20 protein-coding genes, 1 tRNA gene and 1 rRNA gene are annotated in these 19,479 nt (G+C 41.3%); 5 read left to right on the forward strand and 17 right to left on the reverse strand.

Annotation, left to right across the window (positions count from 1 at the left end; translation table 11 throughout):
• The 5 genes from ltrA to CSV63_RS16045 all read right to left on the reverse strand — a co-directional run.
• On the reverse strand, nt 1-1,207 hold a 1,207-nt coding region (gene ltrA / locus CSV63_RS16025), incomplete at its 3' end, for a group II intron reverse transcriptase/maturase (RefSeq protein ID WP_099696709.1).
• A 524-nt stretch (nt 1,208-1,731) separates the two neighbouring features.
• The gene (gene recD2, locus CSV63_RS16030) at nt 1,732-3,288 is read right to left on the reverse strand and encodes an SF1B family DNA helicase RecD2 (protein WP_099636621.1); all 1,557 of its coding nucleotides are present in this window, start codon (nt 3,286-3,288) and stop codon (nt 1,732-1,734) included.
• The gene (locus CSV63_RS16035) at nt 3,285-4,214 is read right to left on the reverse strand and encodes a transcription termination/antitermination NusG family protein (RefSeq protein WP_099636622.1); all 930 of its coding nucleotides are present in this window, start codon (nt 4,212-4,214) and stop codon (nt 3,285-3,287) included. The genes recD2 and CSV63_RS16035 overlap by 4 nt, the downstream gene beginning before the upstream one ends.
• Nucleotides 4,215-4,243: 29 nt before the next feature.
• The gene (locus CSV63_RS16040; protein WP_099636623.1) at nt 4,244-4,564 is read right to left on the reverse strand and encodes a MerR family transcriptional regulator; all 321 of its coding nucleotides are present in this window, start codon (nt 4,562-4,564) and stop codon (nt 4,244-4,246) included.
• A gap of 130 nt (nt 4,565-4,694) precedes the next feature.
• The gene (locus CSV63_RS16045) at nt 4,695-4,964 is read right to left on the reverse strand and encodes a helix-turn-helix transcriptional regulator (RefSeq protein WP_099696710.1); all 270 of its coding nucleotides are present in this window, start codon (nt 4,962-4,964) and stop codon (nt 4,695-4,697) included.
• A gap of 143 nt (nt 4,965-5,107) precedes the next feature.
• Between CSV63_RS16045 and CSV63_RS16050 the strand changes: the two genes are divergently transcribed.
• From CSV63_RS16050 to CSV63_RS16060, 3 genes are all read left to right on the forward strand, one after another.
• A complete protein-coding gene (locus tag CSV63_RS16050) occupies nt 5,108-5,467 on the forward strand; it encodes a helix-turn-helix domain-containing protein (protein WP_199175259.1) in 360 nt (119 codons plus the stop codon).
• 114 nt (nt 5,468-5,581) lie between these two features.
• Entirely contained in the window at nt 5,582-6,118 is a 537-nt protein-coding gene (locus CSV63_RS16055; protein WP_099636626.1) for an ImmA/IrrE family metallo-endopeptidase, read from the forward strand.
• Entirely contained in the window at nt 6,118-7,332 is a 1,215-nt protein-coding gene (locus CSV63_RS16060) for a site-specific integrase (RefSeq protein WP_099636627.1), read from the forward strand. Before CSV63_RS16055 ends, CSV63_RS16060 begins: the two co-directional genes overlap by 1 nt.
• Nucleotides 7,333-7,410: 78 nt before the next feature.
• Here the strand turns inward: CSV63_RS16060 and groL are convergent, their stop codons facing one another.
• Together groL and groES are read right to left on the reverse strand one after the other, a co-directional pair.
• Complete coding sequence (groL, locus tag CSV63_RS16065) at nt 7,411-9,048, reverse strand: chaperonin GroEL (protein WP_099696711.1); 1,638 nt, start codon at nt 9,046-9,048, stop codon at nt 7,411-7,413.
• A 57-nt stretch (nt 9,049-9,105) separates the two neighbouring features.
• Nucleotides 9,106-9,390 (reverse strand): co-chaperone GroES, encoded by a 285-nt coding sequence (groES, locus tag CSV63_RS16070; RefSeq protein WP_029055048.1) that lies wholly within the window; start codon nt 9,388-9,390, stop codon nt 9,106-9,108.
• 195 nt (nt 9,391-9,585) lie between these two features.
• On the opposite strand from groES, the gene CSV63_RS16075 reads away from it, so the two are divergent.
• Nucleotides 9,586-10,317 (forward strand): CPBP family intramembrane glutamic endopeptidase, encoded by a 732-nt coding sequence (locus tag CSV63_RS16075; RefSeq protein ID WP_158233985.1) that lies wholly within the window; start codon nt 9,586-9,588, stop codon nt 10,315-10,317.
• A 128-nt stretch (nt 10,318-10,445) separates the two neighbouring features.
• On the opposite strand, the gene dacB is transcribed toward CSV63_RS16075, so the two are convergent.
• The 4 genes from dacB to CSV63_RS16095 all read right to left on the reverse strand — a co-directional run bounded on the left by dacB (nt 10,446) and on the right by CSV63_RS16095 (nt 13,793).
• A complete protein-coding gene (gene dacB, locus CSV63_RS16080) occupies nt 10,446-11,936 on the reverse strand; it encodes a D-alanyl-D-alanine carboxypeptidase/D-alanyl-D-alanine endopeptidase (RefSeq protein ID WP_099696713.1) in 1,491 nt (496 codons plus the stop codon).
• A gap of 133 nt (nt 11,937-12,069) precedes the next feature.
• Entirely contained in the window at nt 12,070-12,873 is an 804-nt protein-coding gene (gene tatC, locus CSV63_RS16085) for a twin-arginine translocase subunit TatC (protein WP_099696714.1), read from the reverse strand.
• Nucleotides 12,874-12,890: 17 nt separating this feature from the next.
• The gene (locus tag CSV63_RS16090; protein WP_029055052.1) at nt 12,891-13,082 is read right to left on the reverse strand and encodes a twin-arginine translocase TatA/TatE family subunit; all 192 of its coding nucleotides are present in this window, start codon (nt 13,080-13,082) and stop codon (nt 12,891-12,893) included.
• A gap of 63 nt (nt 13,083-13,145) precedes the next feature.
• On the reverse strand, nt 13,146-13,793 hold the full coding sequence (locus CSV63_RS16095) for a redox-sensing transcriptional repressor Rex (RefSeq protein WP_099696715.1): 648 nt from the start codon (nt 13,791-13,793) through the stop codon (nt 13,146-13,148).
• 153 nt (nt 13,794-13,946) lie between these two features.
• Here CSV63_RS16095 and CSV63_RS16100 point away from each other — a divergent pair, with 153 nt between their 5' ends.
• Nucleotides 13,947-15,872 (forward strand): ABC-F family ATP-binding cassette domain-containing protein, encoded by a 1,926-nt coding sequence (locus CSV63_RS16100; protein WP_099696716.1) that lies wholly within the window; start codon nt 13,947-13,949, stop codon nt 15,870-15,872.
• Between the two features lie 620 nt (nt 15,873-16,492).
• Here the strand turns inward: CSV63_RS16100 and tsaD are convergent.
• The 6 genes from tsaD to rrf all read right to left on the reverse strand — a co-directional run bounded on the left by tsaD (nt 16,493) and on the right by rrf (nt 19,461).
• On the reverse strand, nt 16,493-17,512 hold the full coding sequence (tsaD, locus tag CSV63_RS16105; RefSeq protein ID WP_099696717.1) for a tRNA (adenosine(37)-N6)-threonylcarbamoyltransferase complex transferase subunit TsaD: 1,020 nt from the start codon (nt 17,510-17,512) through the stop codon (nt 16,493-16,495).
• Nucleotides 17,512-17,961, reverse strand: coding sequence for a ribosomal protein S18-alanine N-acetyltransferase (gene rimI / locus CSV63_RS16110; RefSeq protein WP_099696718.1), 450 nt, complete (start codon nt 17,959-17,961; stop codon nt 17,512-17,514). The genes tsaD and rimI overlap by 1 nt, the downstream gene beginning before the upstream one ends.
• Complete coding sequence (gene tsaB, locus CSV63_RS16115) at nt 17,954-18,655, reverse strand: tRNA (adenosine(37)-N6)-threonylcarbamoyltransferase complex dimerization subunit type 1 TsaB (RefSeq protein WP_099696719.1); 702 nt, start codon at nt 18,653-18,655, stop codon at nt 17,954-17,956. Before tsaB ends, rimI begins: the two co-directional genes overlap by 8 nt.
• A complete protein-coding gene (gene tsaE, locus CSV63_RS16120) occupies nt 18,652-19,101 on the reverse strand; it encodes a tRNA (adenosine(37)-N6)-threonylcarbamoyltransferase complex ATPase subunit type 1 TsaE (protein WP_233192183.1) in 450 nt (149 codons plus the stop codon). The genes tsaB and tsaE overlap by 4 nt, the downstream gene beginning before the upstream one ends.
• 144 nt (nt 19,102-19,245) lie before the next feature.
• Nucleotides 19,246-19,321 (reverse strand) — tRNA-Asp (locus CSV63_RS16125).
• A gap of 24 nt (nt 19,322-19,345) precedes the next feature.
• A 5S ribosomal RNA gene (gene rrf / locus CSV63_RS16130) occupies nt 19,346-19,461 on the reverse strand.
• Nucleotides 19,462-19,479 lie beyond the last annotated feature (18 nt).

Here is a 19,479-nt window from a genome sequence, read left to right on the forward strand (position 1 = left end):
AATTCCAATAGGAGTTCCCGAGGGTTCTGTGTAGTATGGGACTTTTCGAGATTCTCCAGTAACTTTTGCGAGTGTTTCCCCATTCATAAGCTTTCTCCTTCGGAGCGCCTAATCCCATAAGTTTCCTCACTTTGGTACTGGGTTTCTTCCAGTTCTTCCATATACACATGCGCAATCTTCTTCTTATCCACGAATCGAATTTACTAAATACACTGGGTGTATCTGCTAAGGAGAAATATCCGCACCACCCCATCAAGTATTGATTAAGCTTCTTAATCCGATACTCTAGGGGAAAAGGTTTCTTTCTGGATGTAATCCCTCGAATCTTATTCTTCATGCGCTTGACACTCTGTTTGGCAATTCGAACCTTCGGGATTTTACCATTAGTAAAGCTAAATCCAAGAAATTTTCTCTTCCAAGGGCGGTCTACTTCGGACTTGTCCCCATTCACTTTCAACTTCAGTTTTCCTTCAATAAATGAACGAACAGAATTCATCACGCGATATCCTGCTTTCTTTGTTTTCACATAGATATTGCAGTCATCTGCATAGCGTACAAATAAGTGACCTCTTCTTTCCAATTCCGTGTCTAGTTCGTCTAGAACTATATTGGATAATAAGGGGCTTAGGGGACCACCTTGCGGTGTACCTTCTTCACTATTTGTCACCACACCATTTATCATGATGCCTGATTTCAGATAGCTACGGATTAACTTCAGTAGACGCTTATCTTCAATTCGTTTCGCGAGTGTTCCCATAAGACGATCATGGTTCACTTTGTCGAAGAATTTCTCTAAGTCTATATCGACTACCCACCGGTTCCCTTCTGTTAAATACCCTTTCGCTTTTCTGACCGCATCATGAGCACTTCGTTTTGGACGAAATCCATAACTATGGTCTGAAAACGTTGGATCATATATAGAAGTGAGTACCTGGGCAATAGCTTGTTGAATGAATCGATCCATCACAGTAGGGATACCTAATAGGCGCACGCCACCGTCAGGTTTCGGGATTTCGACCCTGCGGACTGGTTGCGGTTCATAGGTTCCCTCTAGAAGTTTCCTTTTCATGGAATCCCAGTGTTGTACGATATGCGTTCGTAGGTTTTGTACAGGCATTTCATCCACACCGTGACTACCTTTATTACGTTCCACCCGTTTGAGGGCAGATAGTAGATTCTCCCGTGATACGATTCGTTCCATCAACATTCGATACGCCTCTTCCCGTAAACAACCGTTCTTCTTATGCCAGCTCTGCTCCACCATCTTGAAGTCCCCCATGGAATTCACCATTTCCTTCTTCAAGTATGCCTGTAAGGTTATCTGTGTTCATCACAGTGTACTGAATGCCAAGATGTTGTTCTCTCTTAATTGTTCAGCCCTTCCCATTCTTCTCGAGATAGAAATGGTACTATGGCTTCTGCTGACTTCTGACTGTTCAACTATCCATCACTGAATAGCTTACCAAGTGTACTTGGCGTATCAGTCAGACCTCCCCAGGTAAGAACGTAGTCTTTCCCTCCATCTATCTGCTTCATTTACTAGATACAACCTTCGGCAGAAAGGGCTTTGTTTTGTTTCGCAAACTCACCCAATTGTACCTAGCCTTATATGAAGTTCGTGTTCCTCAGACCGGAGATTTGCCGCCCGCTTCCTTCAGATTCCGCGTCACCGCGAACACCCTTGCGTTAAGCTAGCTGTTACTTCTGCCTTCACAGTTCGGGACTTGCACCCTAGAGACTACGCCCATGCTGGGCGCACAAATAAAAATCACCTTTATCGCTATCGATAAGAAGTGATTTACCTTGATTAACCATATGGGCATTACTTATGATTTGGCTTTCTTGTGCTTGTCGAAATACTTCTGTAAGAGCCACAGTTGGTAATCCTGACTGAATCATGTCGCTTAGAACGTTCCCAGGACTAACCGATGGCAATTGATCCGTGTCTCCTACAAAGAGAATTTTGGTATCCTTTTCGAGTGCATCCATTAGTAAACTAGCCAACTGAACATCCACCATCGACATTTCGTCAACGACTAACAAATCGCAAGGAAGTTTATCTTGCCAATTGTAGGTAGGAATTTCTCCCTGTTGGTACCCAATTAGCCTATGGATTGTAGATGCGTCATGTCCAGCCACCTCTGACAATTGTCTACTCGCCTTTCCAGTTGGGGCAGCTAAGCATATAATGTTTTCTGGATGCATTCCTTTGTACACGTCAATCATGGCACGTATAACGGTTGTCTTACCGGTTCCAGGACCACCAGTGAGTATTAACATCTGTTCTTCAAATAACCGCCTAATCGCATCACGTTGCTTCTCAGCTAGGATGATTCCCTGCTTCTTTTGATAGTTGGTTATCTGTTTTTCTAACGAAGGCAATGCTACGCCATCCCGAGAACCCTTCATTTCTGAAAGTTTCCGAGCTAACCTGTCTTCATATGTGAATAAAAACTTTGGGTAAACGCAATTGTCTTCAATAACGATATGTTTCTCTTCTAAACGGTAAATACTTTGTGCTAATTCATCCATCGAAACTTTGTTCTCTTCAATCGTATTATGGTTTAATGCACTTGCAGCTTCCGCAAGCAGACTTTCTTCCATCACATAGCAATGGCCTGAACTGAAGCATGTTTCTTTTAGAACATAGTTCACACAAGCATCAATGCGGTATCCTGATAAGGGTGATATACCAATCTTTTGAGCAATTTCATCAGCCTTTAAGAACCCTATCAGGTTTAATTCTGTTAGCTTATATGGATTTTCTGTAACAACTGCTACCGTATTAGACTCGTATTCTTTATACAGCCGCATCGCCATACGAGCGGATATTCCGAACACAAGTAGTTCCGAAATGATTTTCTGTACCTCAAACGTAGACCTAACGCTTTCTACAATGTTACTAGCGCGTTTCTTCCCGATTCCTTTAATCCCTTGTAAACTCGCCTCGCCTTGTTCGCTGATTATCATCAAAGAGTCTTCACCCAACTTTTCAGCAATTACCACTGACTGTTTCGGCCCACATCCCTTTATAAGGGGCGATGCAAGGAATGCAATCACTTGATCTTTTGTTTGCGGAATCGGCCTTTCCCAAAACTCCACCACAAACTGTTTCCCAAACAGCATGTGATTTTCCCATGTCCCACGAACTTTTATTTCTTCACCTTTATCTACACCGTAAATGTTTCCTTTAATTGTGAGTTCTTCATTATCCGTTTGCAATTTAGCAATCAGAAAATCTTCATTTCTATAAAGAACCTTTATAACTTTTCCAATGAATTCATTCATTCCAAACTCACCATCTTATCGTCTCTATACAATATGGATCTAAAGCGATTAAGAAATGCAAAAGAACTTTGGGCCGGGATAAGGTTTTGTACTTTAATATCATTATAAAGAGTCAAGAATAGATCCATAGGCATCACTATTATTTGACGTTTACGATGAATAAACGCTTTACATCGTTCTACGTTTCTAATAATTGGGTTAGAGGAATCAATGTCATTTTTCATTTCATTTACAGAATCAACAACTTTAGTTGCAATAATATCAATCTGCTCAAGTAATACTTTTTCTTCAACAGTACCAACTACTTTATTCGCTTCATACAGCATTTCGTTTCTCGCTTCCACAACCTCCTCACTTGATAGAAGTTCTTCAAATTGCATTTCCACTTCCGGTGTAATGTCTACCTGTTGGAAGAAAGCATCGACTTCTTCTTGTGGAACATTGTACTTACTTGGAATTCCAGTTACGTTGGGGACAGATTTTACTAAATGCCACAAATTATCTGGGAAGTAATAAAAATCTACATTTAATTCTACTAAAATATAGCCGCTAATTACGCTACTTATTTTCTTCGTATTCATTCGAACTTCCCTCAAGTCTTTGGAGAGTTCACGGATGCTGCCTTTGTACGTTTCAAGCAAGGCAAGAGAATTGGCATCTTTGTATTCTTTAAGTTTGTCGCAAGCGATGCGAAGATTGTTTAAGCCTGCTTGGATTCTTTTTACATACAAGTGTTCAGATATATCGTCTGAATTTAATTCCGAAAGATCAACAGCAGTATTTTCATCGCGAATAATTTCTGTGAATGTTTCCATTGCATAGATAGCATTAACCATTGAATCGCCTGCTCTATTCAAAACAGTATTCAACATTTCTTTCACTTCAATTTCCGCTCCGCTACGAACCTGAACTACAAAGTAAGTCATATCTCTTCATCCTTTCTCTTTTTTATTAACTAGCCAAATGAACGACTTCTTATTTGGTGCTTGTTCTCATCAACATTTACACAGTTTTCGTGCATCCACTTGAATACTTCATCCCGCGGATAACGAGCAGTAACGAACTTGGACTTCGGAAACCCCTGCCTAGTGATGATTTTATTTACTGTTGGTTCCTCAACTTGAAATATTTTACACAAATCTTTTTTATTTAGTAAATGTGGAAAAGCATATTGTTCTTGGCTATCTTTCACGCCTTGTTCATAAGCCTGTGTAAAAAGTTCTCTCAAACTCTCTTCTAGTAGCTTTGCTTTGAGTTCTTCGAGTACAATATTCATATATCTACCGCTCTCCTTTCATTTTTTCACACGTCCATAAATCAAAGCCCACCGTCTTGACATTTTGGTCATTTGACTGCCGCTCGCTTTTGACAATTTTTTTGCTGAAAGATCTTGGCGATGCTATGCTCTATATAGGAACTGATTTATAGACATGTTTAGTAAATATCTTAAAAATTATTATTCGCTCCAACAGGAAACGTTTTGTTGCCTCACATCTCAAAAAAAGAGTCCAATCTACTCCTAAAACTTTTGCAATCTTCTTCGCTACTTTTGGGCTTGGTGTACGATTACCTTTTTCAATCATTCCGTAGTATTGTCGTTCAACGTCAATTAAATCGGCTATGCTTTGATGTGTAAGTTTTTTCATTTCACGTTCTGCTTTAAGCCACATTCTCATTTCTTTTAATTTCTCCTCCCCATACAGGCAACATTTCGTTGCTTTACCTACTTCGTATTATACGCAACATTTTGTTACTTTATGATCAAGCAACAAGATGTTGCTGTATAATATAATTAAATTACTTTCTAAGGAGATATATTATGAGTTTTCAAGAAAGGTTAAAAAAACTTAGAGTAGCCAAGAAGCTAACACAAGAGGATATGGCCAAGCTATTGGGTATAACTAGACAAGCATATGGTTATTACGAAAGTTCAACTAACCAAAGAGAGACTGATCATGAAGCTACTAAAAAATTAGCTAATTTCTTTGACGTATCTATTGATTATCTTCTGGAAAATACTGATAACCCGGATCCCATTGATAAAGACGAAGAAGATTTCCAAAAAGCAATCAACGATCCAGACTTAAAACGGTGGTATTCAGAATTACCTAAATCTAGTGAAGAAGACTTACGAAAATTGCGGAAAATGTGGGATATTATTAAAAACGAGGACAAATGAAACACCTTTTAAAATATGAGTTAGTAACCCTATCTTTTTTATCAGGATAGGGTATTATTATAAACATCATACGAACATACATTCCTGATTCGTGAAAAAGGTGTCGAATTAAATTTGAAAATTTCAAGTCTATCTTCATTGGAAGAAAAGGTTTTTTCGATTTATCATTCGCTAAATATTATAAAACCGTCCCAGATTTATCATATGGATCTTATCGAAGACATTTCTAACATGTTTAAAATAAAAACTTATTATTTTGATGAGTCAAGTGAAGCAAATAATATGGGAGGGATTTATCGAATCTTTTTAAATAAAAACCAGTCCAAACAGGCAATTTGGCAAGACTTTGCTCATGAATTGGCCCACATCTTGGGTCATGAGGGATACCAGTGTTCAATGCACAATCCCTTCCGGGAGTATCAGGAATGGCAAGCAGAACAATTTGCTTATCACTTTTGTATACCAACATTTTTGTTGAATCAGATGAACCTACCTCAACTTCAATGCGAGGCCATAGGACTGATTGCAAGCATCTTTAACACCGATCCTATTTTCGCTAGCGAAAGGTTGGATAAGTGGCTACGCTCAAGAGAAAGTGATTTGTTTCAGAAGCATTTAGTAAGACTAATTGAAGGGAGTAAACGTAGATAATGGCAAGATATGAGAAGTATGAGACTAAAAGTGGACAACGTTGGATGTATATTGTTGAGGGTGGAATTAATCCGCAAACCGGGAAAAGACGTAGAATTGTTAAACGTGGTTTCAAGCGTGAAAAAGATGCAAAGGATGCTGCATTAGAATTTGAATACCAAATGAATATTCTTAACTTCGAAATAAAAGATGATATTACCTTTCAAGACATGGCTGATGAATGGCTTTCCTTCTACCAAACAACAGAAATAAAAATAAGCACGATTCGAGTGCGTGTTCATGAGATCGGCCATTTAAATGACTACTTTGCTTTATATAAGATTAAAGAAATCACAAAAACTATGTACCAAAATTCGCTAAATCATTTAAAAAACAAAAAGAATTTAGCCTATAACACCATATCCGGTATTCATGGAACAGCACGTATGATATTTAAGAGGGCAAGGGAACAAGATGTACTAATTTCTGACCCAACAGAATTTGCTAGAATCCCGAAAGATAGAACCACGGTTGAACAAATTGAAAACACTGAAGTAAAGGAGCTGTTTCTTGAAAAAGATGAGTTGAAGATATTTTTAGAGAAAGCAAAAGAAATGAAACAGGAAACATATGCAATTTTGCTCGTACTTTCGTGGACTGGGTTAAGAGTAGGGGAACTTGTAGCGTTAAGATGGAGTGATATAGATTTTATTCAAAAAACAATTAGTATAACGAAAACGTATTACAACCCAACTAATAACAGCGTTAAATATACACTATTGCCACCAAAAACAACTTCGTCTATTCGTAAAATTATAGTTGAAGATGAAGTAATAGACGCATTACTAAATCAGAAAAAATTAATAGATGCCGTAAAAGAAGAAGTTGGTGATGAATATTATGATAAAAATTATGTATTCGGCAGAATAAATCCTCCCTATTTCGGCTATCCACTTTTCATCAAAACTGTTCAAAATCGGATGGAAGCCGTACTAAAACAATTGCCAACTATCACCAAGCATCTTACTCCTCACTCATTAAGGCATACTCATACTTCTCTTATGGCAGAAGCAGGTGTCGATCTATTCGAGATAATGGATAGGCTAGGACATAAAGATGATGAAACGACAACACAAGTGTATTTACACATTACAAAAGAAAAACAAAAAAAGGCCTCTCAAAAGTTTGGTCAACTAATGAGAAGCCTTCAACAGCCCGATAATGATCAAAAATAAGTTTTAGGCATCAAAAGGGCATCAAAAATGATGGCAGATAGCTTAAAACCCCGTCGTGAAAGGGTTCATTTCGCTATTTTACATCATGCCGCCCATTCCACCCATACCGCCCATATCAGGCATTCCACCGCCACCTGCTGGTTCTGGTAGGTCTGCCACTACAGCTTCAGTAGTCAAGAACATAGCCGCTACAGATGCTGCATTTTGTAGTGCAGAACGAGTTACTTTCGTTGGATCCACGATACCTGCTTCTACCATGTTAACCCACGTGCCTTCTGCTGCGTTAAAGCCAATGCCCACTTCTTCGCGCTTCAAGCGGTCTACTACGATAGAACCTTCAAGGCCCGCGTTAGTTGCGATTTGACGTACTGGTTCTTCAAGTGCACGAAGAACAATCTTAATACCAGTAGATACATCGCCTTCCGTACCTTCAAGTAATGCTTCTACTTGCTTATAAACGTTAACTAGTGCAGTACCGCCACCAGATACAATTCCTTCTTCTACTGCCGCACGAGTAGAGTTCAATGCGTCTTCGATACGAAGTTTACGCTCTTTCAACTCTGTTTCAGTTGCAGCTCCGACTTTGATGACTGCTACACCGCCAGCAAGTTTAGCTAGACGTTCTTGCAATTTCTCTTTGTCAAATTCAGAAGTTGTTTCTTCCAACTGCGAACGGATTTGGCCTACGCGTGATTCGATTGAACCTGCGTCACCGCTACCTTCTACGATTGTAGTATGGTCTTTTGTTACTACGATTTTCGCAGCGCGTCCGAGTGAAGTAAGGTCAGCAGATTTTAGATCAAGTCCTAGATCTTCTGTGATTACCTGTCCACCTGTTAGGATTGCGATGTCTTCAAGCATAGCTTTACGGCGATCGCCAAAACCTGGTGCTTTAACTGCCACTGCGTTGAATGTACCGCGAAGTTTGTTGACAACTAGTGTAGCAAGAGCTTCACCTTCAACGTCTTCTGCGATAATCAACAATGGTTTACCTTGCTGAACAACTTGTTCAAGCACTGGAAGAATTTCCTGGATGTTGTTGATCTTCTTATCCGTAATCAAAACATATGGATTATCAAGTACTGCTTCCATTTTGTCTGTGTCTGTTGCCATGTAAGCAGATGCGTAGCCACGGTCGAATTGCATACCTTCTACTACATCAAGCTCTGTAATGAAGCCTTTAGATTCTTCGATTGTGATGACGCCATCATTACCTACGCGCTCCATTGCTTGTGAAATCAACTCACCGACTTCTTCGTCACCAGAAGAGATTGCTGCAACTTGTGCAATTTCTTGTCTGCTTTCGATTTCATCGGAAACGCTTTGAAGACCTTCTACCGCTGCGATTACCGCTTTTTCGATTCCTTTACGGATACCAACCGGGTTTGCACCAGCTGTTACGTTCTTCAAGCCTTCACGGATCATGGCTTGTGCAAGGACAGTTGCTGTTGTTGTTCCGTCACCTGCGATGTCATTTGTCTTGGATGCAACTTCTGCTACAAGCTTTGCGCCCATGTTTTCAAATGCATCTTCAAGCTCGATTTCTTTTGCGATCGTTACACCATCATTTGTGATGAGTGGTGAACCGAATTTACGTTCAAGTACGACGTTACGACCTTTTGGCCCAAGTGTTACTTTTACAGCGTCTGCTAGTGTATCTACACCGCGGAGCATTGCGGAACGTGCTTCTTCGTTAAATTTAAGTTCTTTAGCCATTGTATTTGATACCCTCCAGAATTTTCTATTTTTCTATTACATTTACTTTTTCATTAATTATCCAATAATTGCAAGAATGTCGCTTTCACGAAGGATTAAGTATTCAGTACCTTCATACTTCACTTCAGTGCCTGCGTATTTAGAGAAGATGATGCGGTCGCCTTCAGATACTTCTAGTTCGACACGCTGTCCGTTCTCAAGAACACGGCCTGTACCAGCAGCGATTACTTTTCCTTCTTGTGGCTTTTCTTTCGCAGAGTCCGGTAGAACAATGCCGCTCGATGTTTTTTCTTCTGCTTCGATTAATTCGATAATGATACGGTCACCTAGTGGTTTCAACAAATGAAACAACCTCCTCGAGATAATGTGTAATTTTTATTTTTCTTAGCACTCACTTATGATGAGTGCTAACACAACTCTAATATTAATGAATTTCACACAGAAATGCAAGTAAAAGTGTTCGACAATTTCTTCTTTTGCCAAACGTCTTTATTCGCGTTAAACTAATCAACATGTATGAAAGAAAGGTTGTGTACCGTGAAAAACTGGGTTGTTGCTCTGATGATCTTCATGTCGTATGTGTTGCTCCAGATTACCAGCATCTTTCTTGCCCCTGAATTAATTATTTACTTCACCGGCAAAGACTTGTCTAAAGCAGATGCCGTATCACAAGGTTTCGCCTGGACGTTATTCATCACGCAAGGTATCGCTGCACTTATCATTGCTGTGATCTTGTTACAAAATAAAAAGTTCTTACCTGCATTTAAAGGAAAGCCTGTCGGATTCGGAAGCGTTCTTCTATGGGGAGTACTTGGTTTCTTCCTCGCCATGGCTGGACAAATTATAGGTGCCGCGATTGAGTCCGTGTTCGGTGTCACCGCTGGCTCCGAAAATACGGAGTTATTGTCGAATATTTCAAAAACAGCACCTATTATTATTTTCGCTATGGTGTTGTTTGCACCGTTCCTCGAAGAAGTCGTCTTTCGCCGGATTATCTTCGGTGGCTTGTACACAAAAACGAACTTTTGGGTCGCTGCGATTGTCAGCGCCATCGTATTTGCAGCTGTGCATGGCGAGTTGCAACACTTGCTGATGTACTTAATGCCAGGTCTCGCTTTCGCCTTTGTCTATTATAAGACTAAGCGTCTGCTGACCCCGATGATTGCCCATTTCCTCATGAATAGTTTTGTCACTGTCGTGCAATGGAATGCGGATAAACTGCAACAATTACAAGATATGCAGCAGGGCATCATATTATTCCTACAATAGAAAAAATCTCCCCGTGAATGGGGAGATTTTTTAATGCGGATATGTTGAAAGTTCGGTAAGCGGGAAAGTACCGTTGATCGACGCCCCCTGCCGGAACTCCAATCTCCGAACTACAAACCTCCTACTTCTTACTGCGCAGCTATTACCTGCACCATCTTATCAATATCAGGCTTCGCTGTTCCTTTTACGTTCTCTGTCAGGATACTGAAGATCAGCTCTTGTCCGCTCTTCGTCTTCACATAGCCCGACAACGAATCCGTACCGTTGAGCGAACCGGTCTTCGCCTGCACTTTGCCCCTGACAAGTGGACTCGTCAAACGGTTGCGCAACGTACCACCTAGCATACGATCATTCACACCTGCGATTGGCAATGAACGCTCAAATGCAGGATACCATTCTTTAGATTGGGCCGCATACAGCACTTCCGCAATTTTTTCTGAAGGGATTTTATTCTTATGCGACATACCTGAACCATCTTCTAAATAAATACCTTTTGTGTTAATACTGTTTTTTTCCAACGTTTCCCTCACAACACGCAAGCCGGCATTCCAACTTCCTTCATTATATACTGCGCGCCCCATAGACTTTGCCAAGATTTCTGCGTGAGAGTTGTTACTGTACTTCATGAACGGCATCATTAAATAATACAATGACATCGATTCTTTCTTTGCGAGTAACTCTGCATTCGCAGGAGTTTTTCCACGTGTTACACGAGCTGTTGGTTGAAGCTTGATACCTTCTTTAGCAAGTGCGCGTTTGAAGACGTCCGCTGTATAGGCTGTCGGATTCGATACCGTTACCCATTGGCGCTTGCCGTTTGAGTTGAGTGGTACGTTTCCTGAAACGATAATCGTGTTCGTTCCTTGCTGACGTTTCATCGTCACCGTGTTTCGTTGATTTTTTGGTACGGTACGTGTGCGATTAACGACTTTTACGATGTCCGTGTGAGGAGTCAACGTGACGGCTCCTGCTTTACCGTTTCGTGTTGGCTTCGCCTCAACGATTGTCGTGCCTGCATCATAGTCTTTATTTGGCGAAATCGTCAGTGCCGAAACTTGTGCTGCGTAGTAATACGTTTCGTCTGCTTTATGAATACCTGGTGATAAACGCTGTGTATCAAACCATGTATCGTCCGCCACGATATGTCCTGTAACGGAACGGATACCTGATTCACGGATTTGCCGGGCCATGCGTAATAAGTCGGCTTCAAGTAATGTCGGATCGCCTGTACCACGCAAATAGAGATGACCGTCGAGAATACCGTTTTTCACTGTACCGTTCGTTAAGACATCTGTATCAAATGTATAATCTTTCCCCAGCACTTCAAGGGCTGATGTACCGGTTAAAACTTTGACGTTCGACGCGGGTGTGACACCTTGATTGCCACGATATTGATAGATCACGTGATTAGTATCCGCATCACGTACGACGACACTGCTTCGTGTCCCACGCATACGCTGACTTGAAATAACTTGATTAATCCCTGTTTCTAACCCTTTATAGGACTGCTGAGCCGCAGCTGCTTGACCTTCTATAATAGGAGTCGTAACACTCGCCATAAGCAATAATGCACCTAGTAACCACTTGCTCCATCTAGTTGGAGTCTTTTTTCGATTCACTTTTTTTCATGTCCCCCTACTCATTCTATTCTTAGATAGTTTACCATAGAGGCATTGGTAAATGAACCCATATTTGATCGTACTCCCGTATGCATAAAAAATCCTCCTGCATTTGCAAGAGGATCTTTTATGTTTACTTATCATCCGTTTTATTCATCACTTCATCAATTTGACGCTGTTGCTCTGCTTTGATTTCTTCCATCTGGCGTAGCCGTTCAGATTTCTCGAACTTCCGATAGCCTAGACGTGAAATCACGATACTGATCTCATACAGGATGAACAGTGGAACCGAAGTGAATAAATGCGATACGATATCCGGTGGTGTAATGAACGCCGCAATTACGAACAAGACGAAATACGCGACTTTCCGTATCTTAACGAGTACTTTAGGTTGCAACACGCCGAGACGCGATAAAAATAAAATGACGATCGGTAACTGAAAGACAAAACCGAACGGCAATAATAGTGAGAATAAAAAAGAGAAATACTCATTGATACCAATTGTCTGTTCAATGTTCAATTGACCTGACAGATTAATCATGAATTTCATGACATACGGTAACAATACAAAATACGAGAAACTAATCCCTACTATAAATAAGAGAAAAGCAAACGGGATATATGACAATGTGACCTTACGTTCAAGCTCATGAAGTCCGGGTGAAATAAAGGCCCAAAATTGATACATGATAACCGGTGAAATAATGACAATCGCTAGGAATACTATAACTTTCAAATAGATCACGACTGGATCTATCACGTTAAACGCATTCAGTGTAATTTGTTCAGCAGGTGTATCGTATTGGATAAAATTGATCAGAGGCTTCGCTAAGAAGAAACTGCCAATTGCTCCAACAATAAAGAAAACGACAATTACCATCAGCCGTTTTCGCACTTCATCTATATGCTCAATGATTGTTAAGTCTTTATCTGCCATCAGAATAACACCCTAACTCAGCGCACTTCTTCTTTCTTGTCTTCAACCTTTTTTACGTCGTCCTCGTCATCTGTAAGGCCTTTTGTTGCGTTTTTAAACTCACGCAATGAAGAACCGAATGCTTTACCGATTTCAGGTAATTTCTTAGGACCAAATATAAGTAACGCGATCACAGCGATAATCAGTAAACTTCCGATACCTGGAGCCATGTTGGCCACCTCCTCATAATATGTCTATTCTACATGAAAACCTATAATTTTACTATTGTAGTGTCACCTAATTTGTGAATCTTTTACGTCCGTTTTGATAAGATAAATCAATGTTTGCAGCTCAACGGACAAATCGATTGTCTGAATGCGGATTGTATCTGGTACCGCCAGCCGTTCAGGAGTAAAGTTCAATATCCCTTTCACAGACGTTGTAGCAAGACGATTCGTCAATTCCTGTGCAACACGTGATGGCACAGTCAAAATTACCATTTCAATACCTAGTTCATTAATTTTCTCTTCAAGACGATCAGGTGGATAAATAAGAATATCGTTCTTTAGTTCGCCTTCATGCGGCGCTTTCGGATCAAATGCCACGACAATTTTCGTATTGTGGATCTTTTGGAAATTGTATTTCAAAAAAGCGTTGCCGAGACTACCTACCCCGATTAATGCCACTTTCGTTTCTTCGTCTTGATCAAGTGTTTCGCGGAAGAATTGCAGCAAGGAATCTACGTCATAGCCGTATCCTTTGCGTCCAAGTGCCCCAAAGTGCGAGAAATCTCTGCGAATCGTTGCCGCATCAATCTTCATTGCTTCACTTAATTCGCCCGACGAAATGCGTTGTACGCCTTTATCTGCATAATTTCGTAAAAATCTATAATACAAAGGCAACCGTTTTGACGTTGCCTGCGGAATTCTAGGTTTACTCACAGCTGTACCCTACCTCCATTGTCACTTCAATGACCAACCCCTGAACATGGGTATAGCCGCTTTTATCGTACAGCACAACGAGTTCATTGTAAAGCCGATTATTGCATGGGACGTCTCATTCCATTAAACTGATAAAGAATAGAGGTGTGGGGCTTGATTATTTTACAAGTAAATGGACTAACTAAGTCTTTTTCCGGCACGGATCTACTAGAAAACGTCCGTCTCGAAGTACAACATCGAGATCGCGTCGCACTAGTTGGACGAAACGGTGCTGGAAAATCGACTTTATTGAAAATTATTGCAGGAGAAATATCCGCGGATGAAGGAGATATCATCATTCCTAAAGATGTACGCATGGGCTATCTCGAGCAGCACAGTGGGCTGGATTCGGAACTAACGATTTGGGATGAAGTAATGACGGTATTCGCGCCACTTCGTGAAAAGGAAAGCCGGCTGCGCGCGCTAGAGCATGAAATGTCGAATCCTGCGGTGCTTGAAGATGCGAGTCGCTATACGCGCATCATGACGGAATACGATGAACTGCAAATTGATTTTAAGGAGGCAGGAGGCTATCAGTTTGAAGCCGATGCTCGTTCCGTGCTTCATGGCATGCGTTTTTATCCAGATGATTTCGAGAAGCCCGTGCACTTACTGTCAGGCGGTCAAAAAACTCGTTTAGCGCTTGCAAGGATGCTTCTGAGTAAGCCAGACTTGTTAATACTCGATGAACCGACGAATCACTTGGACATCGAAACATTGAACTGGCTCGAACGGTATTTGTCGGGCTACGAAGGTGCGATTCTAATCGTTTCACATGACCGATACTTCCTCGATAAAGTAGTTACCACTGTATATGAAGTATCTCGACGGAAAGTCACAAGGTACAGCGGTAATTACAGCTCCTACTTAGACGAGAAAGCGAAGAACTATGAACGCGATCAGAAGTTATTCGTTCAAGAAAAGGATGAACGGGCCAAGTTGGAGGAATTCATTCAGAAAAATATTGCGCGTGCGTCCACTTCCAAAATGGCGAAGAGCCGACGTAAGCAACTAGAGCGGAGAGACTGGATGGAATCTCCTGACGGCGACGAGAAATCCGCGAACTTCTCCTTCTCAATTGACCGACCAAGCGGTAACGATGTACTGTCTTTAGACAATGTCAAAATTGGCTATGGTGAAGAACCTGTATCGAAGAACATTAATTTGCGTATTTATAAAGGTGATCGTGTAGCATTTGTTGGACCGAACGGTGTCGGCAAATCCACGTTGCTTAAATCTATAGTAAAGCGTAACGAACTGATGGGCGGAGAAATTCGCTACGGCACGAATGTCCAATTTGGTTACTACGATCAAAATCAGGCAACACTTATTGGTACAGGTACAGTCTTGCAGGAAATATGGGACGACTGGCCACAAATGAATGAAAAAGATGTCCGCTCACTACTCGGACGCTTCCTGTTCACGGGTGACGACATAGAAAAGCTCGTCACTTCCCTGTCAGGTGGAGAAAAAGCACGTCTTTCATTGGCGCAACTAATGCTCGAGAAATCCAATACATTGATCTTGGACGAGCCAACGAATCATTTAGATCTCGACAGCAAAGAAATATTAGAAAATGCACTTGATGATTTCCCTGGAACGATTTTATTCGTGTCACATGACCGGTACTTTATCAACCGACTCGCAACCAAAGTTATTGAAATGAGTTACGATGGAGCAGTGGAGTACCTAGGCGATTACGATTACTTCGTCGAGAAAAAGACTGAGACAGAAGAGATATTAGCGGCTACACAACTCGAACAACGAGCAAAAGAGCCTGTCGTCAAGAAAGAAGTGGCGAATAAGGAAAATCAACGCCATGAACGCCGGCTTAAACGATCCATTGCTGACATAGAGAATACACTTGAAGCCTTTGACGAAGAAATTGAAACTTTGCAAGCAAAGCTACTAGAACCCGAACTAGCAAACGATCACATCGCACTAATGGATATCCAACGTCAAATCGATGAAATCCAGGCGGTCCATGACGAACGATCGGAAGAGTGGTTGTTACTTCAAGATGAGTTAGAGAATTTGTAAAAACGTCTGGAACCTTAAAATAATTTAAAACGAAACAAGCATTTAGAACTGGGTGGTTCTTGATGCTTGTTTTTTCTATGTTATTTTGGGTATGAGCGGTTATGTTGTAAGATAGAGCGTTCGCCCAGAGAGTATGAGTGGTCGAAGTTCGACATAGAGCGGTCATCATATTCTATAGAGCGCATAATGAATTTTATGAGCGCTTCCGCAATAACTATGAGCACGTATGTGAAGATATGTTGCTTCAACTCTATTATCCAAACAACTTCACGACAAATTGCGACAAGAATCCTATTATTCTTCCTATCGTTCGTCATTTTTATACTTTCCTAAGAAATTGTAAGCTAAAATACACTTTATTTCTCCACAATCTTTTCCACAGATAAAATCCCCATTTGACCACATATGAACATAGTTATCCACGTTACCCACAAATACTTGTTTACTAGTCCACATAGTTATCCAAAATGTATCCGTTTACCATTCACAGCTTATAAAAGTTACCAACAATCTATCCACAAACTGTGTATAAGTACGAATGTTCCCTCTTGACAAACTAATATTCGTTTAACAAAAAAACACACAATTTGCTGAAAGTTAGCAAACTGTGTGTGTATTCATTAATTCCATGATTTTAATGGCATTCCAGGTCGACCATTCATGCTAGAATCATTTCGAACACCGCTTTTCCACATCTCATAGCCAGCCGCAGCAATCATCGCTGCATTGTCTGTACATAATGAAATAGGTGGAACATAGAAAGGAATCCCTTCTTTTTCAAGCGCAGCGGTCAATGATTTTCGCAGTCCTTGGTTGGCAGCTACACCACCTGCCGCAATCACTTGCTTCACGTCATATTCTCTCGCTGCTTTCACTGTCTTGACTGTCAGTACCTCAACAACACTTTGCTGAAAGCCCGCCGCAACATGAGCATGATTGATCTTTCCGCCTTTTTGCTCCATATTATGCTTATAATTGATAACTGCAGATTTCAATCCACTAAAACTGAAGTCATAGGAATCCTTTTCAAGCCAAGCGCGTGGAAAATCTATACCTTCATCACTCATCAGCGCGAGCTGATCCACTTGCGGACCTCCGGGATAAGGCAAACCAAGTACCCGAGCAACTTTGTCATAAGCTTCGCCTGCTGCGTCATCACGCGTTTCACCAATCAATTCGAATGAACCATGTGACTTCATAACGACAAGCTCAGTATGACCGCCCGAGACGATGAGTGCCAGCAAAGGAAACTCCATCTCATGAATCAATTGATTGGCATAGACATGTCCTGCGATATGATGCACACCAATCAATGGTAACTGATTAGCAAAGGCAAAAGCTTTCGCCGCATTGATACCGATCAACAGCGCCCCCACTAATCCAGGCCCTTCCGTCACAGTGACTGCAACCAAATCACTTGGTACAAGTTTCGCTTCATTCAGTGCTTCCTGAATCACCAGAGTGATTTGTTCCACATGCAGACGCGACGCTATTTCGGGAACCACACCGCCAAATTTCTTTTGCTGCTGGATTTGTGATGATACAATAGATGAAATAATTTCCGTCCCATTTTTTACTATAGAAGCCGCGGTTTCATCACAGCTTGTTTCAATACCCAAAATATAATGATCTTTTTTCATTAGAATTCCACCCACATGACGAGACCATCTTCATGGTCGTCTGTATAATAGTTTTTCCTGATGCCGCCTTCTTGAAAACCTAACTTGCGATACAACATCCGTGCTGGTTCATTACTCACTCGCACTTCAAGCGTCATAGTCTTCACTTCATTCAAGCGGCACAACTCCATCGCCTGACGCATCAGATCTTCTCCATACCCTTTACCTCGATAAGCCGATAGTACGGCCACATTAGTGATATGACATTCATCGAGCACAATCCACATACCACAATGCCCAATCACTTCACCGTCCAGGTCCGCAACAATATAATGTGCGTATGCATTTCCTGTTAATTCATGCTCAAAAATCTCTTCTGTCCAAGGTGTGGCAAATGATTCAAGTTCAATACCCGCAACCGCTGGAATGTCCTCAGGTGTCATCTTTCGAAATAGTACTTCATTACTCATAGGAAGACCCCTTCTTCATCAAATTGGCTTCTGCCTCCGTAATGCGCTTATATTGTGGTGTAAATGTATGAACTATTTCGGGTTGATTTGCACTTTGCGCTAGTAGGATAGCAGAAGATGCACGTGGCACATTTAATGCGAATGGAGCAATATATGCTTGCTTTCCAAGATGCTCACGAATAATTGATTCATACAGTTTGACATCTTCTCCAACAAATAAGACCGCCTCTTTACACTCTTTTAACTTCTCCAATAACTGTGCAACTGGGCAGTGCTGATCTTCTAATACACTGACCAAATCAGTACCCTTTGCTCGATAGACACCTGCGTAAACGTTGGATCTTCTCGCATCAATTACAGAACAGATCAGACCGTTGAACAGTTGTCCATTAAACGCTAAAGCCTTCAGACTTGATACACCGTAAAGCGGCTTATCAAGCGTCCATGCTAATGTCTTCGCAATCGTTACACCTATGCGAACACCTGTATACGAACCAGGGCCCTCTGAAACAGCAATCGCGTCTATTTCCGAAGGAGTAATATCTGCCTTACGACATGCCTCTTCCACTGCCGGCATCGCGCGCAGCGAATGATTGATCTTCATCATGCTTGACTCTTCGATAAGTAATACATCATCCTTAACGATTGCTACAGATAAAGGTGAATTTGCTGTATCTATACCTAACCATATCATGTAAAAATCTCCTCACAAATACGTGTAAATCGTTCACCTTTTGGCATACATTGAACTCTGCGGGAATCAGGCCCCGTATGATGGATGATCAATTCCAACCGATGTTCAGGCAACTCTTCTTGAATAAATTGTGCCCATTCCACTACAGAAATCGCATCTCCATAAAACAGTTCGTCCCAACCTAAGTCTTCCTCGCTATTGGCTAACCGATATACATCCAAATGATTGAAAGGGTAATCCCCTTCATACTGCTTGATAATCGTAAAAGTAGGACTACTAACTGTCCGTGTGATACCCATTGCTTTTGCAAGCGCTTTTGTGAATGTTGTCTTGCCAGCCCCAAGATCGCCTTCAAGTGTCAGTACATCAGGTGGTCTAAGATAGCGACCTATTTCGGTGGCTAGCTTCTTCATTTCCTCAACGGACTCGATTTCTTTCTCCCACACAACCAACTCACCCTTCTCTTCCTATTATAGTACTAGTGTACAGAAAAACCTTACAAAACAAAAGCCAAGAAGCCAGTCCTGTTTATTTACAATAAAAAAACGATCACACCCGTTAAGGTGAAATCGTTTTGGAATGTTAAAATATGGCGGTCCCGACGGGAATCGAACCCGCGATCTCCTGCGTGACAGGCAGGCATGTTAACCGCTACACCACGGGACCACTGAAAAGAAGCAAAAAAATAAAGCCTAGCAACGTCCTACTCTCACAGGGGGAAACCCCCAACTACCATCGGCGCTGAAGAGCTTAACTTCCGTGTTCGGTATGGGAACGGGTGTGACCTCTTCGCTATCGTTACTAGACTCTTTGAGTAAAGCTTG

This window comes from Sporosarcina sp. P34 (assembly GCF_002743375.1).
Lineage (GTDB): Bacteria > Bacillota > Bacilli > Bacillales_A > Planococcaceae > Sporosarcina.

Bases quoted from the DNA above. Each gene is read 5' to 3' on its own strand.
- recD2 (WP_099636621.1), bottom strand. From the start codon at position 3,288: ATGAATGAATTCATTGGAAAAGTTATAAAGGTTCTTTATAGAAATGAA.
- CSV63_RS16035 (WP_099636622.1), bottom strand. From the start codon at position 4,214: ATGACTTACTTTGTAGTTCAGGTTCGTAGCGGAGCGGAAATTGAAGTG.
- CSV63_RS16040 (WP_099636623.1), bottom strand. From the start codon at position 4,564: ATGAATATTGTACTCGAAGAACTCAAAGCAAAGCTACTAGAAGAGAGT.
- CSV63_RS16045 (WP_099696710.1), bottom strand. From the start codon at position 4,964: ATGAGAATGTGGCTTAAAGCAGAACGTGAAATGAAAAAACTTACACAT.
- CSV63_RS16050 (WP_199175259.1), top strand. From the start codon at position 5,108: ATGAGTTTTCAAGAAAGGTTAAAAAAACTTAGAGTAGCCAAGAAGCTA.
- CSV63_RS16060 (WP_099636627.1), top strand. From the start codon at position 6,118: ATGGCAAGATATGAGAAGTATGAGACTAAAAGTGGACAACGTTGGATG.
- groL (WP_099696711.1), bottom strand. From the start codon at position 9,048: ATGGCTAAAGAACTTAAATTTAACGAAGAAGCACGTTCCGCAATGCTC.
- tatC (WP_099696714.1), bottom strand. From the start codon at position 12,873: ATGGCAGATAAAGACTTAACAATCATTGAGCATATAGATGAAGTGCGA.
- CSV63_RS16090 (WP_029055052.1), bottom strand. From the start codon at position 13,082: ATGGCTCCAGGTATCGGAAGTTTACTGATTATCGCTGTGATCGCGTTA.
- tsaD (WP_099696717.1), bottom strand. From the start codon at position 17,512: ATGAAAAAAGATCATTATATTTTGGGTATTGAAACAAGCTGTGATGAA.
- rimI (WP_099696718.1), bottom strand. From the start codon at position 17,961: ATGAGTAATGAAGTACTATTTCGAAAGATGACACCTGAGGACATTCCA.
- tsaB (WP_099696719.1), bottom strand. From the start codon at position 18,655: ATGATATGGTTAGGTATAGATACAGCAAATTCACCTTTATCTGTAGCA.